Source organism: Cryocola sp. 340MFSha3.1 (assembly GCF_000383315.1).
Lineage (GTDB): Bacteria > Actinomycetota > Actinomycetes > Actinomycetales > Microbacteriaceae > Leifsonia.
The window spans coordinates 784,628-801,601 of record NZ_KB911087.1 but is presented as its reverse complement, the minus strand read 5'-3'; the positions used below and the strand labels follow the sequence as shown (position 1 = coordinate 801,601).

Annotated in this window: 16 protein-coding genes; 10 read left to right on the top strand and 6 right to left on the bottom strand. The window is 69.6% G+C overall.

Translation table 11 applies throughout. From position 1 onward, the window contains the following. Nucleotides 1–47: 47 nt before the first annotated feature. Together H284_RS0103825 and H284_RS0103820 are read right to left on the bottom strand one after the other, a co-directional pair. Nucleotides 48–647, bottom strand: coding sequence for a DNA-3-methyladenine glycosylase I (locus tag H284_RS0103825; RefSeq protein WP_020075220.1), 600 nt, complete (start codon nucleotides 645–647; stop codon nucleotides 48–50). Then, complete coding sequence (locus tag H284_RS0103820; protein ID WP_020075219.1) at nucleotides 644–1,141, bottom strand: methylated-DNA--[protein]-cysteine S-methyltransferase; 498 nt, start codon at nucleotides 1,139–1,141, stop codon at nucleotides 644–646. Before H284_RS0103820 ends, H284_RS0103825 begins: the two co-directional genes overlap by 4 nt. A gap of 144 nt (nucleotides 1,142–1,285) precedes the next feature. On the opposite strand from H284_RS0103820, the gene H284_RS0103815 reads away from it, so the two are divergent. Genes H284_RS0103815 through H284_RS0103800 form a run of 4 tightly spaced genes read left to right on the top strand, consistent with a single transcriptional unit; the run spans nucleotide 1,286 to nucleotide 6,652 of the window. After that, a complete protein-coding gene (locus tag H284_RS0103815; protein ID WP_020075218.1) occupies nucleotides 1,286–2,257 on the top strand; it encodes an aldo/keto reductase in 972 nt (323 codons plus the stop codon). Between the two features lie 53 nt (nucleotides 2,258–2,310). After that, nucleotides 2,311–2,943 (top strand): TetR/AcrR family transcriptional regulator, encoded by a 633-nt coding sequence (locus H284_RS0103810; protein WP_231371062.1) that lies wholly within the window; start codon nucleotides 2,311–2,313, stop codon nucleotides 2,941–2,943. Then, the gene (locus tag H284_RS0103805; protein WP_020075217.1) at nucleotides 2,934–4,667 is read left to right on the top strand and encodes an ABC transporter ATP-binding protein; all 1,734 of its coding nucleotides are present in this window, start codon (nucleotides 2,934–2,936) and stop codon (nucleotides 4,665–4,667) included. The genes H284_RS0103810 and H284_RS0103805 overlap by 10 nt, the downstream gene beginning before the upstream one ends. An 11-nt stretch (nucleotides 4,668–4,678) precedes the next feature. After that, complete coding sequence (locus H284_RS0103800; protein WP_020075216.1) at nucleotides 4,679–6,652, top strand: ABC transporter ATP-binding protein; 1,974 nt, start codon at nucleotides 4,679–4,681, stop codon at nucleotides 6,650–6,652. Between the two features lie 13 nt (nucleotides 6,653–6,665). Here H284_RS0103800 and H284_RS0103795 read toward each other — a convergent pair whose 3' ends face one another. Further along, nucleotides 6,666–7,457, bottom strand: a complete 792-nt coding sequence (locus H284_RS0103795) for a DUF1206 domain-containing protein (RefSeq protein ID WP_020075215.1) — start codon at nucleotides 7,455–7,457, stop codon at nucleotides 6,666–6,668. Nucleotides 7,458–7,565: 108 nt separating this feature from the next. Between H284_RS0103795 and nusA the strand changes: the two genes are divergently transcribed. The 5 genes from nusA (at nucleotide 7,566) to H284_RS0103775 (ending at nucleotide 12,800) form a co-directional block, all read left to right on the top strand. After that, nucleotides 7,566–8,573 (top strand): transcription termination factor NusA, encoded by a 1,008-nt coding sequence (nusA, locus tag H284_RS0103790; protein WP_018190364.1) that lies wholly within the window; start codon nucleotides 7,566–7,568, stop codon nucleotides 8,571–8,573. A 126-nt stretch (nucleotides 8,574–8,699) separates the two neighbouring features. Then, the gene (locus H284_RS20670) at nucleotides 8,700–9,026 is read left to right on the top strand and encodes a YlxR family protein (RefSeq protein WP_353597353.1); all 327 of its coding nucleotides are present in this window, start codon (nucleotides 8,700–8,702) and stop codon (nucleotides 9,024–9,026) included. A 103-nt stretch (nucleotides 9,027–9,129) separates the two neighbouring features. Next, nucleotides 9,130–11,904, top strand: coding sequence for a translation initiation factor IF-2 (gene infB, locus H284_RS0103785; protein WP_020075214.1), 2,775 nt, complete (start codon nucleotides 9,130–9,132; stop codon nucleotides 11,902–11,904). Between the two features lie 57 nt (nucleotides 11,905–11,961). Further along, nucleotides 11,962–12,477: a 30S ribosome-binding factor RbfA gene (gene rbfA, locus H284_RS0103780; RefSeq protein WP_020075213.1), complete on the top strand. Its 516-nt coding sequence runs from the start codon at nucleotides 11,962–11,964 to the stop codon at nucleotides 12,475–12,477. Between the two features lie 32 nt (nucleotides 12,478–12,509). Then, the gene (locus tag H284_RS0103775; RefSeq protein ID WP_020075212.1) at nucleotides 12,510–12,800 is read left to right on the top strand and encodes a YciI family protein; all 291 of its coding nucleotides are present in this window, start codon (nucleotides 12,510–12,512) and stop codon (nucleotides 12,798–12,800) included. Nucleotides 12,801–12,813: 13 nt separating this feature from the next. Here H284_RS0103775 and H284_RS0103770 read toward each other — a convergent pair whose 3' ends face one another. Beyond that, entirely contained in the window at nucleotides 12,814–13,677 is an 864-nt protein-coding gene (locus H284_RS0103770) for an iron-sulfur binding domain-containing protein (RefSeq protein ID WP_020075211.1), read from the bottom strand. 39 nt (nucleotides 13,678–13,716) lie between these two features. Here H284_RS0103770 and H284_RS0103765 point away from each other — a divergent pair, with 39 nt between their 5' ends. Further along, nucleotides 13,717–14,301 carry a nucleoside/nucleotide kinase family protein gene (locus H284_RS0103765; RefSeq protein ID WP_020075210.1) on the top strand — a complete coding sequence of 195 codons (585 nt, stop codon included), beginning with the start codon at nucleotides 13,717–13,719 and terminating at the stop codon, nucleotides 14,299–14,301. A gap of 9 nt (nucleotides 14,302–14,310) precedes the next feature. On the opposite strand, the gene H284_RS0103760 is transcribed toward H284_RS0103765, so the two are convergent. Together H284_RS0103760 and H284_RS0103755 are read right to left on the bottom strand one after the other, a co-directional pair. Continuing rightward, nucleotides 14,311–15,315, bottom strand: a complete 1,005-nt coding sequence (locus H284_RS0103760) for a ketopantoate reductase family protein (RefSeq protein WP_020075209.1) — start codon at nucleotides 15,313–15,315, stop codon at nucleotides 14,311–14,313. Between the two features lie 95 nt (nucleotides 15,316–15,410). Continuing rightward, complete coding sequence (locus H284_RS0103755; protein WP_018190371.1) at nucleotides 15,411–16,898, bottom strand: DHA2 family efflux MFS transporter permease subunit; 1,488 nt, start codon at nucleotides 16,896–16,898, stop codon at nucleotides 15,411–15,413. Nucleotides 16,899–16,974: the final 76 nt, after the last annotated feature.

Genomic DNA, 16,974 nt, shown 5'->3' with positions numbered 1-16,974 from the left:
CGACTCTCTCGGTCCTCTCTCGAGTTCCTCGACCGCGCCTGCATCGCTCACGCCGCGCGGAAGCAGCCTTCGAAATGGTCGTCGACCATACCCGTCGCCTGCATGAGCGCGTACATCGTGGTCGGGCCCACGAATCGGAATCCCCGGCGCCGAAGCTCCTTGCTGAGCGCAGTCGACTCGGCCGTCACGGCGGGGATCTCGCCCCATTCCCGTGGCCGGTGATCGGCACGCGGCTCGGGGGCGAAGCTCCACATGAGCTCTTCGAGCGGCACGTCGAGCTGCAGCACGGCGCGCGCGTTCGAGATGGTCGCCTCGATCTTGCCGCGATGACGGATGATCCGTTCGTCCTGCAGCAGGCGCTGCACGTCGGCCTCCGTCATGGCGGCGACCTTCTCGGGGACGAAGCCGAGGAAGTCCTCGCGGAATGCCGGCCGTCGCCGCAGGATGGTGATCCACGAGAGGCCGGCCTGGAATCCTTCCAGGCAGAGCTTCTCGTAGAGCGCTCGCGGGTCGTGCTGCGGGGTGCCCCACTCCTCGTCGTGGTAGCGGCGGTACTCCGGGTCGCTCGCCGACCAGGAGCATCGGGCGATGCCGTCCTCGCCGACCACGAGAGCGGAGCGGGCGGGGGTCGTCGTCGTGTCGCTCATGCGGCCAGCAGGATCCCCTCGTGCTCGAGGAGCCAGATCTTGGTAGGGATGCCGTCGCCACCGCTGTACCCGGTCACGCGACCGCTGGAGGAGAGCACGCGATGGCAGCCCACGATGATCGGCACCGGGTTCGCGCCGACCGCCCCGCCGATCGCGCGGCCATAACCCGCATGGCCGAGCGAGGCGCCGAGCTCGCCGTACGACACGAACGTGCCGAACTCGAGCGACGACAGCCTCTCCCACACCGCCTGGCGGAACGGGGTGCCCTGCAGCCGGACCGGGACGTCGAACGCGCGCCGCGACCCGGAGAAGTACTCCTCCAGCTGCGCGGCCGAGTCATCGAGCACCGGCGTGCTGCGTTCGGGATGGTCTTCGAGCGGGAGATGCCCCGACCGTTCGATGGAGAGGGACGTGACGGCCGTGCCGTCACTGGTCAGTTCGAGCCGCCCGATGGGGCTCGTGGTGCGGAGGAGATAGGCGAAGGAACTGCTCATGGGACGACTCTAGGGCGCGCCACCGACGCGCACTCGCGGGAATCGGACATCGGGGGATAACTCGCTCCGGTCTCAGCCTGTGGACGGTTTCACCCCGTCGCCATCGCATCCGCAGCCGTCCTGCGCCCTGCCTAGACTCGAGGCATGGCGAACATCGAATACCGTACTCTCGGCCCCTCCGGCCTCGTCGTCTCCACGATCGGTCTCGGCTGCAACAACTTCGGCCGAAAGGACACGCTCACCGAGACCCAGGAGGGCACCGACGCGGTGATCGGCGCCGCGATCGACGCCGGCGTCACGCTGTTCGACACCGCCGACATCTACGGCTCCGAACGCGGGCTGTCCGAGACGCTGATGGGCAAGTCGCTCGAAGGCAAGCGCGACCGCATCGTCCTCGCCACGAAGTTCGGGATGGACATGGCCGGTCTCAACGGGCCCGACTGGGATGCGCGCGCCTCCCGCCGCTACATCCGCCTCGCGGTCGAGAGCTCGCTCCGCCGGCTCCGCACCGATTGGATCGACCTCTACCAGCTGCACCGTCCCGACCCGGTGACGCCCATCGAGGAGACCCTCGCGACGCTGGACGACCTGATCACCGAGGGCAAGATCCGCTACATCGGGCACTCCAACCTGTCGGGGTGGCAGATCGCCGAGGCGGAGTTCACCGCTCGCCTCAGCGGGCATCCGAAGTTCATCTCGGCGCAGAACGAGTACAGTCTTCTCGCGCGTGATGTCGAGCGGGAGGTCCTCCCGGCCGTGAACCGCTACGGCCTGGGCTTCCTGCCGTTCTTCCCGCTCTACAACGGCCTGTTCACGGGCAAGTTCACGCGCCAGGGCGGCCCCGCCGACAGTCGGATCATGCACCTCCGTCGTCACCTGCTGGACGAGGCGCCGTGGGACAGGATCGAGCGCTACCAGGCGTTCTGCGACGAGCGCGGGGTCACGATGCTCGCGGCGACCTTCGCCTGGCTGCTCGCTCAGCCGGGACTGTCGAGCGTCATCGCGGGAGCGACGAAGCCGGAGCAGATCGTCGCCAATGCCGAGGCGGCCACCGCGTGGAAGCCGACGGCGGAGGAGGTCGCCGGGATCGGGGAGATCTTCGCTCCGGCGGGCTGAAATCGCCTACGAAAGCCTTGTGAGTGAGCACTCACTCCGGGTAGAGTCGCCGCGTGACGAACGACGCAGCGACAGAATCCCAGCCGCGCTCGCGCGCGCAGCCGATGGCGGTGGACGACCGTAAGGCGATGATCATCGACGCGGTCATCCCGCTGCTGCTCGAGCACGGGCGCGGAATGACGTCACGCCAGATCGCCGAGGCCGCCGGCATCGCCGAGGGCACCATCTTCCGCGCCTTCGGTGACAAGGAGACGCTCGTGCAGGCGGCGATCGAGAAGTACCTCGATCCGGAGCCGCTGCGCGAGGCGCTCCGCAGCATCGACCCCGCGCTCCCGCTGGAGAACAAGATGCGCGCGATCCTGTACCTGCTGCGTGAGCGCTTCCAGAGCGTCATGCGGATCATGCCGGTCATCGGCGCACAGCGTCCGCCCGTGCCGCAGGAGCGCGGGGAGTTCGCCCGCATCATCGCCCAGATCCTGGAGCCGGAGGCCGGTGAGCTCAACTGGCCGCCGGAGCGCGTCGCTCACCTGCTGCGGCTGATCAGCTTCTCCTCCGCGTTCCCCGCGCTCAACGAGGGCATCGAGTTCAGCATCGACGACCTCGCCCGGATGACGCTGGTCGGCGTCGCCGGGACCTCGCCCCACGTTCTCTTCCCGTCATCCGACACGGAGGCATCATGCTCCTGAGACTGCTCGGCCGGTTCCTCCGGCCGCACTGGCCGCTCCTGATCGGGGTGATCGTCTTCCAGCTGGCGCAATCGCTGCTCTCGCTGTGGCTGCCGACCCTGAACGCCGACATCACCGACAACGGCATCGCCAAGGGCGACACCGGCTACATCATGGCCGTCGGCGCCGAAATGCTCGGCGTGACGCTGGTGCAGGTCGCCTGCGCCATCACCGCCGTCTACTTCGGCGCCAAGGTCGCGATGCTGGTCGGACGCGACCTGCGCGAGGCGATCTTCCACCGGGTCGGGGAGTTCTCCGAGCGCGAGGTGTCGTCCTTCGGCGCGCCCTCGCTGATCACCCGCAACACCAACGACGTCCAGCAGGTGCAGATGCTGGTGATGATGACGTGCACGCTGCTCGTCTCGGCGCCCATCCTCGCGGTCGGCGGCATCGTACTGGCGATGCAGCAGGACATCGACCTGTCGTGGCTCATCGCTGTGAGCGTGCCGGCACTGCTGGTCGCGGTGAGCATCATCATCGCGCGCATGGTGCCGCTGTTCCGACGCATGCAGGACAGGATCGACCGCGTCAACCGCGTGCTCCGCGAGCAGCTGACCGGCCTCCGCGTGGTGCGCGCGTTCGTGCGCGAACGCGTCGAGACCGACCGGTTCCGGGTGGCGAACGACCAGGTGACGGAGACGGCGCTGAAGGCGGGCCGGTTGTTCGCGCTGATGTTCCCGATCGTGATGCTCGTGCTCAACGTGTCGAGCGTCGCCGTGATCTGGTTCGGCTCCTTCCGCGTGCAGGACGGCACCCTCCAGGTGGGCACGCTCACGGCGTTCCTGCAGTACCTCATGCAGATCCTCATGGGCGTGATGATGTCGACGATGATGGCCGTTCTCGTGCCGCGCGCGTCGGTGTGCGCCGACCGCATCGGCGAGGTGCTCGGCACGGAGCCGTCCGTTCGCGCGTCCGACACCCCGGTCACAGAGGTGGAGACGCACGGAACGGTGGAGTTCGTCGACGTCGGCTTCTCGTACCCGGGAGCCGAGCATCCCGTGCTCACCGACATCACCTTCCTCGCCGAGGCGGGGCGGACGACCGCCATCATCGGCAGCACCGGCGCAGGCAAGACGACGCTGGTGAACCTGATCCCGCGCCTGTTCGATGCGACGAGCGGGATCGTGCTGGTCGACGGTGTGGATGTGGCCGACCTCGACCCGGAGGTGCTGTGGTCCCGCATCGGGATCGTGCCGCAGCGCCCCTACCTGTTCTCGGGCACGGTGGCGTCGAACCTGCGGTACGGCAATCCGGATGCGACCGACGACGAGCTCTGGCACGCGCTCGAGGTGGCGCAGGCGCGCGACTTCGTCGAGGCGATGCCGGAGGGTCTCGACGCGCCGATCGCACAGGGCGGCACCAACGTCTCGGGTGGTCAGCGGCAGAGGCTCGCGATCGCTCGCGCACTGGTCAGGAAGCCGGAGATCTTCGTCTTCGACGACTCCTTCTCCGCGCTCGACACCGCGACCGACGCACGGCTCCGTGCGGCGCTCGCGCGGGATGTGACCGACGCGACCAGGATCGTGGTCGCCCAGCGGGTGTCCACCATCGTGGATGCCGACCAGATCATCGTCCTCGACGACGGCCGCGTGGTCGGTCGCGGGACGCACGACGAACTCCTCGAGAGCAACGAGACCTACGCCGAGATCGTCTCGTCGCAGCTCGCGGCTCAGGATGCGGCATAGGGAGAAGCGGGATGAGCGACAAGACGACAACCCCCGAGCGGCCGGCCGGCCCTCCGATCCGGCGCGGACCCGGCGGGGGAGGACCGTTCGCCGGTTTCGGCATGCCCGTCCAGAAGTCGATGAACTTCGGCCCGAGTGCGAAGCGCCTGCTCGGCCGCCTCCGCCCGGAGTGGCTGCCGCTCGCCGCGGTGACGCTGCTCGCGGTGGTGTCCGTGACGTTCGCGGTGCTCGGGCCCAAGCTGCTCGGCAACGCGATCAACCTGGTGTTCGCCGGCGCCCTCTCCCTGCAGTTCCCGAAGGGCGAGACCCAGGCGCAGGTCATCGCCGGCCTGCGGGCGCAGGGCCAGAACCAGTACGCCGACCTGCTCTCCGGCACGACCTTCACGCCCGGCGCCGGCATCGACTTCACCGCGGTCGGCCAGACCCTGCTGTGGGTGCTCGCGCTGTACATCCTGTCGTCGGTGTTCAGCTACCTGCAGGCGTACGTGCTCAACGGCGTCACGCAGCGCACGGTCTACCGTCTGCGCTCGGATGTGGAGGACAAGCTGCACCGTCTCCCGCTGAAGTACTTCGACGGGATGCAGCGGGGCGAGCTGCTCAGCCGGGTCACCAACGACATCGACAACATCTCGCAGTCGCTGCAGCAGACGATGAGCCAGCTGCTGACGTCCCTTCTGACGGTCGTCGGAGTGGTCGTGCTGATGTTCGTCATCTCGCCGCTCCTCGCGCTGATCGCGCTCATCACCATCCCGCTGACCCTGGTCATCACGACGGTCATCGCGAAGCGCTCGCAGAAGCTGTTCGTCGCCCAGTGGCGGCACACCGGCGAGCTGAACGGCCAGATCGAGGAGGCGTTCACCGGCCACTCCCTGGTCAAGCTGTTCGGCCGCCACCGCGAGGTCGAGGCCCGGTTCCGCGAGAAGAACCAGGAGATGTACCGGGCGAGCTTCGGCGCCCAGTTCATCTCGGGCATCATCATGCCGGCGATGATGTTCGTCGGGAACCTGATGTACGTCGCCATCGCGGTGGTGGGTGGACTGCAGGTGGCGAACGGCGCGATGCAGCTCGGTGACGTGACGGCGTTCATCCAGTACTCCCGTCAGTTCACGCAGCCGCTCACCCAGCTCGGGTCGATGGCGAACCTGCTGCAGTCGGGTGTCGCGAGCGCCGAGCGCGTGTTCGAGCTGCTGGACGCCGACGAGCAGTCGCCCGACCCGCGCGAGCCGGAGAGTCCAGCCGGCACCAAGGGCCTCCTGACGTTCGAGGACGTCTCGTTCCGCTACGTGGAGGACACCCCGCTGATCGAGGACCTGTCGCTGGTGGCCCAGCCCGGGCAGAGCGTGGCGATCGTCGGACCGACGGGCGCCGGCAAGACCACGCTCGTGAACCTGATGATGCGCTTCTACGAGCTGGACGGCGGACGCATCACCCTCGACGGCGTCGACATCGCGTCGATGAGCCGGCACGACCTGCGGAGCCGGATGGGGATGGTGTTGCAGGACACCTGGCTGTTCAAGGGCACCATCCGCGACAACATCCTCTACGGCCGCCCGGACGCGACAGAGGAGGAGGTGCTGGATGCGGCGCGCGCGACCTACGTCGACCGCTTCGTCCACTCGCTGCCCGACGGCTACGACACCATCCTCGACGACGAGGGGTCGAACATCTCGGCGGGGGAGAAGCAGCTGCTCACGATCGCGCGGGCCTTCCTCGCGCGGCCGAGCGTGCTCATCCTCGACGAGGCGACCTCGTCCGTGGACACCCGCACCGAGCTGCTCGTGCAGAAGGCGATGAGCGCGCTGCGGGCGGACCGGACGTCGTTCGTCATCGCGCACAGGCTCTCCACGATCCGCGACGCCGACCTCATCCTGGTGATGGAGGCGGGCCGGATCGTCGAGCAGGGCACGCACGCCGAACTGTTGGCGCGCGGCGGAGCGTATTACTCGCTCTACAACGCGCAGTTCGCCGGGGCGGCGGACGAGTAGGAGCCTCTGCCGATCACGGCTCGGCGAGGCGGGACGCGTACGCGCGCACGCACCAGAAGACGCCGTACGCGATCAGGCCGAGCGCGATGAGGATGAGGAGGACGACGCCGAACGGGACCTCGGTGAGCGCCTTCAGGCTGCCGTCGAGTCCGCCCGCCTTCTCGGGGTCGGACGTGAAGGCGCCGAAGACGACCAGACCGCCGACGATCACCAGGGCGACGCCCTTGGAGACGTAGCCGACGCGGCCCAGCGTCGTCGTGACGGTCGCCCAGCGGTTCGGCGGGAGGCGCAGGTCGCGCTCGAACTTGTGGGTCAGCCCGTTCACGGCGAAGACGACGCCGACGACCACGATCGCGACCCCGATGCCGGCGAGGAGGAAGACTCCGCCGGGCATCGCCAGCAGCTTCGCGCTCATCGACTTCTCGGAGGTGGACGCATCCTGCCGGCCGCCGGACGCGATGGAGATCGCGATACCGGCGAGGGCGGCGTACACGACGCACTTGGCGACCTCCGTCACCTTCTGGCCCGGCTTGTGCGCCGTGATCGCCTGCAGGATCTGCCAGGCCGCCAGGAAGATGAGCCCGACGATCACGGCCCACAGCACGAAGAGGCCGCCCGGCACGGCGACGAGCGCCTGCAGGGCACCCGACTGGTCGGCATCCCCGCCCGATCCGAACGCGACGGCCAGCGCGATGACGCCGATCAGGATGTGCAGGATGCCGATGGCGGCGAGGCCGACCCGGGCGAGGCCGCGCACGAGCGGATGGCGTTCGACCCGGGAGGCGACGCGGCTGGGGGAGGTCATGGCGTGAACGGTACGCGGCGTTCACGCGTTCGGGAATCTCGGGTACCGTAGAGGACTGAGTCCGCCGCGCCGTCACGCGGCGGCGAGATCTGAATAGAGGAGGCCGGCATGGACATCGACCTCAGCGTCTTGCGTCTCATGGAGCGCGAGAAGGAGATCCCCTTCGATGAACTGGTGCAGATCATCGAACAGGCCATCCTGACCGCCTACCTGAAGCACACGAACCAGGCCGATCACCGCCACGGTCACAGCGACCAGCCGCCGGCCGCACGGGTGCACCTGGACCGCAAGACGGGGCATGTCACGGTTTACGTGCCCGAGCGCGACGAAGAAGGCAACGTCATCGGCGAGGCCGAGGACAGCCCGAGCGACTTCGGCCGCATCGCGGCCTTCGCGGCCAAGCAGGTGATCAACCAGCGGCTGCGCGACATCGCGGACGACGCCGTGCTCGGCGAGTTCCGCGGACGCGAGGGCGACATCGTCGCCGGCGTCATCCAGCAGGGCCCGAACCCGCGCATGATCCACGTCGACCTGGGAACGGTGGAGGCCATCCTCCCGCCGGAGGAGCAGGTGCCGGGCGAGGAGTACACGCACGGTTCGCGCATCCGCGTCTACGTCACGAGCGTCACCAAGGGGCCGAAGGGTCCGTCGATCACCGTGTCGCGCACGCACCCGGCGCTCGTCCGGAAGCTGTTCGCGCTGGAGGTCCCGGAGATCGCCAGCGGCGTCGTCGAGATCGTCTCGCTCGCGCGCGAGGCCGGGCACCGCACGAAGATGGCGGTCCGGGCGACCGAGCCGGGAGTGAACGCCAAGGGCGCGTGCATCGGCGAGCTGGGTCAGCGCGTCCGCGCGGTGACCGCGGAGCTCAACAACGAGAAGATCGACATCGTCGACTACTCGCCGGACCTCGCGACGTTCGTGTCGAGTGCGCTGTCGCCGGCGAAGGTGACCAGTGCGTTCGTCATCGACGAGTCGCTCAAGGCCGTCCGCGCGCTCGTGCCCGACTACCAGCTGTCGCTCGCGATCGGCAAGGAGGGTCAGAACGCGCGTCTCGCCGCGAAGCTCACGGGCGCGAAGATCGACATCCAGCCCGATTCGATCCTCGACCGCGATTGAGTTCGTCTGTCGATCTTCGCGCCGTGCCGACGCGGCGGAGCCGTGGCGCCACGGTCGCCGCAGGCGCACAAGCACAGCATCCAGCCCGATTCGATCCTCGACCGCGATTGAGTTCGGCCGGTTGGAATGCGGTTGCATTCCACAGCGTTATTGATGGCGCGGGTTCCTGTCCGTTCGGCGCGTGCCGTCGGGAGGAGTAGGATGGAACCCGTCAGAACGTGCGTCGGATGCCGTTCTCGCGCTCCCCGGTCCTCTCTTCTGAGGATCGTCGCCCAGGATTCGGAACTCGTGGTGGACCCGTCCGCCACCCGGCCGGGGCGAGGTGCGTGGCTGCATCCGGTCGAGGAGTGTCTCGAACTCGCACTGAAGCGCCGGGCCTTCGGGCGGGCGCTTCGGGTGGAGGGGACGCTCGACACCGCGACCATCCGGTCGCAATTCATTAGAACAGGCTGAAGAAGTTGACTTCACATGAGTGACAACCGATGAGTGTCTCGAAATGAGATCCGTCCGCTATTAACGCCTGCCCCTGTCTGGGGTGGGCCCAGACAGGAGAATTGTGGCTGCAAAACCACGCGTACATGAGGTCGCGAGCGAGCTCGGCGTCGACAGCAAGGTCGCGCTCGCGAAGCTCAAGGAGATGGGCGAGTTCGTCAAGGGACCGTCCTCGAGCATCGAGCCCCCGGTAGCACGCAAGCTGCGTGCCGCGCTGGAGGCCGAGGGTGCGAAGCCGTCCGCCGAGAAGGCGACCGCTACCGCCCCGAAGGCGCCGTCCCAGGCGCCGCGTCCGGCCGCTCCGCGTCCGCCGCAGGCGCCCGCCGCCGCGACCGAGACGGATGCCGGGCCCAAGCCGCAGGCGCCGATGTCGGTCGCCGAGCGTCAGGCCGCGGCCGAGAAGGCCGCCGCCGAGAAGGCCGCTGAGAAGGCGGCGGAGAAGGCTGCTTCGAGCACGCCCGCCGCAGGCGCCCCGGCGACCCCGGACGCCGTCAAGCCGAGCTCCGCACCCCGCCCCGGCGGCGGTGGCATCCCGCGCCCGAGCGCCCCGCGCCCCGGCAACAACCCGTACTCGTCGAACCAGGGCATGGGCCAGCGCACGCCGCGTCCGGGCAACAACCCGTTCTCGTCGTCGCAGGGCATGGGACAGCGTCCCTCGCCCGGCAACATCCCGCGTCCGACCCCGCCGCGTCCCGGTGCCCCGCGCATCGGCGCACCCGGTCAGGGTGGCGGGAACCGTCCCGGCCCGCGTCAGGGCGGCGGCGGTCGTCCCGGCTTCCAGCAGCGCCCCGGCACCGGTGGCGGTGCGGGAGCAGGCGCAGGCGGCGGCTTCCAGCGTCCCGGCGGCGGCTTCGGCGGCCCGCGCCCCGGTGGCGGCGGCGGTCGTGGTCGTGGACCGGGCGGCGGCACGGCCGGTGCGTTCGGCCGCGGTGGCGGCAAGAGCAAGGCCCGCAAGTCGAAGCGCGCGAAGCGTCAGGAATTCGAGATGCGGGAGGCCCCGTCGCTGGGCGGCGTGACCGTTCCCCGCGGCAACGGCGACACCGTCATCCGACTGCGTCGCGGCTCGTCCATCTCGGACTTCGCCGACAAGATCGACGCGAACCCCGCGTCGCTGGTCACCGTCCTCTTCCACCTGGGCGAGATGGCGACCGCGACCGAGTCGCTCGATGAGGCCACCTTCGAGGTGCTCGGCGAGGAGCTCGGCTACAAGATCCAGGTCGTCTCGCCCGAGGACGAGGACAAGGAGCTCCTGGAGGGCTTCGACATCGACCTCGACGGCGAGCTCGCCGGCGAGTCCGACGAGGACCTCGAGATCCGTCCCCCGGTCGTCACCGTCATGGGTCACGTCGACCACGGTAAGACGCGCCTCCTCGACGCCATCCGCAACGCGAACGTCGTCGCGGGCGAGGCCGGCGGCATCACCCAGCACATCGGTGCGTACCAGGTGTGGACGGAGCACGAGGGCATCGAGCGTGCCATCACCTTCATCGACACCCCGGGTCACGAGGCGTTCACCGCCATGCGTGCCCGTGGTGCGCAGGTCACCGACATCGCGATCCTCGTGGTCGCGGCGGACGACGGCATCATGCCGCAGACCATCGAGGCGCTGAACCACGCTCAGGCGGCGAACGTGCCGATCGTGGTCGCGGTGAACAAGATCGACAAGCCGGAGGCCAACCCGGCCAAGGTGCGCCAGCAGCTCACCGAGTTCGGCCTGGTGGCGGAGGAGTACGGCGGCGACGTCATGTTCGTGGACGTGTCCGCGCGCAACGACATCGGCATCCAGGACCTGCTCGACGCGGTCCTGCTGACCGCCGACGCCGGTCTCGACCTCCGCGCCAACCCGAACAAGGACGCCCGCGGTGTCGCCATCGAGGCGAAGCTCGACAAGGGCCGCGGCGCCGTGGCGACCGTGCTCATCCAGTCCGGAACGCTCCGGGTGGGCGACGCGATCGTGGCAGGCACCGCCTACGGCCGCGTGCGTGCCATGGCCGACGAGAACGGCGAGGCCGTCTTCGAGGCAGCCCCGTCGCGTCCGGTCCAGGTGCAGGGTCTCTCCAGCGTCCCGCGCGCCGGTGACGTGTTCCTCGTCACCGAGGAGGACCGCACCGCCCGCCAGATCGCCGAGAAGCGTGAGGCCGCGGAGCGCAACGCGCAGCTGGCGAAGGCCCGCAAGCGCATCTCGCTCGAGGACTTCACCCGGGCCCTGGAGGAGGGCAAGGTCGAGGCGCTCAACCTCATCATCAAGGGCGACGTGTCCGGTGCCGTGGAGGCGCTGGAGGAGTCGCTCATGAAGATCGAGGTCGACGATTCGGTCTCCCTCCGCATCCTGCACCGCGGCGTCGGCGCGATCACCGAGTCGGACATCGACCTGGCGACGATCGACAACGCGATCGTGATCGGCTTCAACGTCCGCCCGGACGTGAAGGCGCGCGAGCGTGCGGCCCGCGAGGGTGTGGATGTGCGCTTCTACTCGGTCATCTACAACGCGATCGAGGACATCGAGAACTCGCTGAAGGGCATGCTCAAGCCCGAGTTCGAAGAGGTCCAGTCCGGTGTCGCCGAGATCCGCGAGGTGTTCCGCTCCTCGAAGTTCGGCAACATCGCCGGTGTCATCGTCCGCTCCGGGACGATCACGCGAAACGCCAAGGCGCGGGTCATCCGCGACGGCGTCGTGGTGGGGGACAACCTCGCCATCGAGTCGCTGCGCCGGTTCAAGGACGACGTCACCGAGGTCCGTACGGACTTCGAGGCCGGTATCGGTCTCGGGAAGTACAACGACATCCAGATCGGCGACGAGATCGAGACGACCGAGCTTCGCGAGAAGCCTCGAGTCTGATTCGAGAGATGGCCGGTGGCTTCGCCACCGGCCATCTTGTCTGAAAGGAGCACAACCATGGCTGACCCGGCACGCGCGAGGAAGCTCGCGGACAGGATCAAGGAGATCATCGCGAAGCGGCTCGATCGCGGTCTCCGCGACCCGCGCCTCGGCTTCGTCACGATCACGGACGTCCAGGTGACCGGTGACCTGCAGCACGCCACAGTGTTCTACACGGTGTACGGCACTGAGCAGGAGCGCGACGACAGCGCTGCTGCTCTCAAGGCCGCCACCGGCATGCTGCGCAGCGAGGTCGGCAAGAACATCACCGCCCGGCTCACGCCGACGCTGGAGTTCCAGCTCGACGCGATCCCCGAGAACGCCGCGCAGATCGAGAACCTGCTCCGCGAGGCGCGTCAGCGGGATGAAGAGGTCGCGGGACTCGCGGCCGGCGCGAACTACGCCGGCGACGAGGACCCGTACGTCAAGCCCCGCGAGTTCGAGGACGACGACGAGGACTTCGACGACACCGAGGACGACGACACCGAAGACGACGACACCGAGGACGCCGACGAGGCGGACGACAAGCACTGACCGCCGCGCCGGGTCGGCTCTAGGCTGACGGCATGTTCGCCGTCACGTTCTACGATGCCGACCCGGACGCGTCTCCGGAGCACTTCCAGCGTCTCGTCGAGACGTACCCCCGTCACCGCGCCTACCTCGACGAGTTCGCGGCGGGAGGCGAGGTGCTGATGATCGGCACCTTCGGCGACCCGGCCACGCAGGGCTCGATGGCGATCTTCCGCAGCCGGGAGGCGGCGGAGCGCTTCCTGGAGGGCGACCCGTTCGTCACGGAGGGTCTGGTGTATCGGGTGCGCATCCAGGACTGGGACCCGCTCGTCTTCTCCGAGAGCTGACGTCCGACCAGACTTACGGCAGCGTGTACCCGCCCTCGGCCGTGACGGCGAGACCGTCGGCGAGCAGCCCGGCCAGCGCACGGTCGCGCTGGGCGGCATCCGGCCACACGGTCTCGAGCTCGGCAGCGGTCACCGGGATGTGCGACGCCCGCAGCTCGGCGAGGATGCGTCCGCGCACCTGCCGGTCACTGCCCTCGTAGCGCTTCTGCACGGCCTTCTTCGGCCCGTCGTACGCGGGGTAGCCGGCCTGGCGCCACGCACAGCGCGACGCGACCGGGCACTCGTCGCAGCGGGGCGATCGGGCGACGCAGACGATCGCGCCGAGCTCCATCATCCCGGCGTTGAACGCCGCGGCGGCCGGCCGATCCTCCGGGAGCAGCGCCTCCATCGCGGCGAGGTCGCGCTTGCCGGGCGGGCCGGGCTCCGCCTGCCCGTCGATCGCCCGGGCGATGACGCGGCGGATGTTCGTGTCGACCACCGGGTGCCGGTTGCCGTAGGCGAAGACCGCGACGGCACGTGCGGTGTAGTCGCCGATGCCGGGGAGCGCGAGCAGTGCATCCACGTCCTCCGGCACCACGCCGTCGTGCTGCTCGGTGATCGCGACGGCGGCCGCGTGCAGCCAGAGGGCACGGCGCGGGTAGCCGAGCGACTGCCAGGCGCGCACCGCCTCGCCGGGCGGCACAGCGGCGAGGGCGGCCGGGGTCGGCCAGCGGGTGAGCCACTCCTCGAGGCGCGGGATGACGCGGGAGACCGGCGTCTGCTGCAGCATGAACTCGCTGACGAGGGTGCCCCAGGCGGTGAAGCCGTCGCGTCGCCACGGGAGGTCGCGCCGGTTGGCGTGGTACCAATCCACCACCGTCCCGGCGAAGTCGTGCATGCATCGAGGCTAACCGGTGCGACGGCCTATGCTCGTCGCATGATGCTTCCTCCGACGCCGCGGGTGGTGTTCCTGCGCTCGCTGGTCGGTGACATCCGTGCGGTCTCGCCGGTCGGGCGGGTGATCGTCGTGGTCGACGGGGGAACCGTGGGAGGCCCGTTCGCCGACGACCTCGCGGCGGTGTTCCGGGAGTCCGGTGCCGACACGTTCCGGGCGCGGCTCGCGGACTTCCACAACTCGCGGGCGTACCGCACCCGCCTCGGCCCCGAGACGGAGGAGAGCTACTACCGCGACTCCTACGACTACGTGACGCTGCGGCGCGTGCTGCTCGATCCGTTCCGCCTCGGCGGCAGCGCCGGGTTCCAGACCGCGGCCTTCGACGAGGAGCGGGATCAGCCGGTCGAGGCCCGCTGGCTGACGGCCGGACAGGATGCGGTGCTCGTCGTCGACGGGGAGTTCGCCCTGCGTCCGACGCTGCGTGACGCCTGGAACGCCTCCATCCTGCTCGTGAACGCGCTGCAGGAGACCGTGTACCTCGACGATGCCCGTCCGCTCGCCCATGCCGACCACCTGGTCGACGACTCCGAGCCCGAGCTGCCGCTGCGGGTCGACCGCGCGCTCTGAGGCGGCTTTTCAGGCCAGCAGGGGACGCATCCGTTCGGCGGCCTGGTCGGGCGTGAGGAAGGCGCCGGTGCGCTCAACCTCGTGCACGAGCGCGGTGATCGCCGCGTTGACCGGCGCATCGACTCCGGCGGTGCGGGCTTCGTCGACGACGGCGCCGTTCAGGTAGTCGATCTCGGTGAGCTGACCGCGGCGGATGCTCTGCAGCGTCGAGCCCGGGTTGGGCGTCGACCCCATCCTCCGCTTCATGAGCAGGGGGACGGCCTGGGCGGCCCAGCGCGGAGCCCGCGCGACCACGCGGAGGATGCGATCGTCGAGGCCCTGGATGCTCCCGTAGCGCACGCCGCGCGCGTAGCCGACGCGGGTGGCCTCCTGGAGGCTCGCGGTCACGATGGGCCGCAACCGCCGGTCGCCGAGCACCTGCTGCGCACTCAGCCCGGTGATGGCCGGGAGGGCGTTGATCTGGTTGACCATGAGCTTCGTCCACTGGGCGCCGGTGAAGTTGTCGATCGCGAAGGCGGGCATCGCGGCGTCGAGGATGCGGGCGGCCTCGACGGCGGCGGCGGGCGGTGGGCCGTCCCCGGCGCCGAGGTAGGTGTTCGCGGTCGTCGTGACCGAGACGCGGCCGGGGGAGAGGTAGCTCGCGGCGTATAGCGCGAGGGCGCCGACGCAGTCGGATCCGGGCAGCAGCTGCTCCGCCTCGCGGAGGCCGGCGAGGCCGTTCTGCACGATCACGACGGTGATGCCATCGAGGACGGCGGCGTTGGCGCGGATCGCGGCGGGCGCATCCTGGGCCTTGGTGGTGACGAGGGCCAGCTCCGGGCGGGTCTGGAGGGTCTCCGCGGCGGCGACCCGCGCAGTGTGGACGCCCCAGTCGCCGTCGAGCCGGAGGCCGTCGTCGCGGATGGCCGCCAGCTGCTCGCCGCGGGCCGTCACCTCGACCAGGTGGCCGACGCGATCGAGGAGCGCCGCGATCGTTCCGCCGATGGCTCCTGCTCCGATCACGCCGATACGCACGCGCTCCAGCCTAACGGCGGCGACCCCCTGACGATTCGTGCCGAATGTGCGTTATCGCAGGGCGATAACGCACATTCGGCACGAATCTGTGGTGGTCAGTCGGCGAGGACGGGGATGGGCTCGGCGTCAGCGAGGGCGGAGGCGGCCGACTCCGGCGCGGCGGCGGCGCGGGCCGCTGCCCGGCGGCCCGGCAGAGCCAGCGAGATCAGAGCCGCGGCGCCGAGCACCCCGGCGCCGACCCAGACGGCCGGGATCGCCGCATCCACATATCCGGTCGGAGTGAGCGTCCCGCCAGCGCCGGTGAACACGGCGGTCAGGACGGCGACGCCGAGGGCGACCCCGACCTCCCGGAGCGTCGAGTTCGTGCCGGACGCCTTGGCGTGGTCGGCCGGCCGCATGTTGGCGAGGACCGCGGTCGAGCTGGGCGCGAAGACGAGGCCCATGCCGATGCCGGCCAGGAGGAACGGGGGCCACATCTCCGAGTAGGGCAGCGTCGCCGACAGCGTCAGAGCGATCCAGCCCATCGACACCGCGAGCAGGGTCAGGCCGACGACCACCGGGAGGCGCGTCCCGGTCCGCGACGACAGCAGGCCGGTGAGCGGAGCGACGACCATCGGTGCGAGGGTCCACGGCATGGTCATCACACCGGCCTCGAGCGGGGTGTGACCCTGCACGACCTGGAGGAACTGGATGAGGATGAAGATCGCCCCGAAGATGCCGAAGCTGAACGTCACACCGACGAGGTTCGCCACCGTGAAGCTGCGGTCGCGGAACAGCCGGAGCGGCAGCAGCGGCGCCGACGTGCGCGACTCCCAGAAGACGAACGCCACGAGCAGGGCCGCGCCGGCGATCAGGGGGATCAGGACTTCGGCGCTGCCCCATCCCGCGTCGTTGCCGCGGACGATCGCCCAGACGACCCCGAGCACACCGGGGGCGGCGAGCAGCAGGCCGACGACATCGGCGCGGACGCGTGCTCCGAAGCTGTTCGGCAGGGCGAGGAGCACCAGCGGGACGGCGATCACGCCGAGCGGGACGTTCAGCCAGAAGATGGCCTGCCAGTTCCATCCCTCGACCACGGCACCACCGATGAGCGGGCCGAGCGCGACGCCGAGGCCGGAGATGCCGCCCCAGATGCCGATGGCGGCGGGACGCAGACGCTCGCTGACGCTGCCGGCGAGCAGGGTCAGCGACAGCGGCAGGAGGGCCGCAGCGCCGGCTCCCTGGAGCGCACGGGCGCCGATGAGCTGCCACGGCTCGGTCGAGAGCGCTGCGGCCGCGCTGGCGAGCGTGAAGATCGCGATGCCGCCGAGGAAGACGGAGCGGCGGCCGAGCCGGTCACCGAGGCCGACGGCCATCAGCATGAGCGTCGCGAAGGTGAGGGTGTACGCGTTGACCACCCACTGGAGCTCTTCGATGGAGGCGCTGAGGTCTTTGGCGATCACGGGCAGCGCGCTGGTGACGACGAGGTTGTCGAGGGTGGCCATGAACATCGGCAGCGAGGCGGCGACGATCGCCAGCCAGATCGGGATGCGCCGCGAGCGGGCGGTCGTGCCGCCGGCGTCGCGGGTGAGGGGAGCGGACATGCACGCCTCCAAGAGTGTGGTTATCGAGAAATGTGGTTATCGGATGATTACAAGAGCTGACACTAGTAATCGGCTG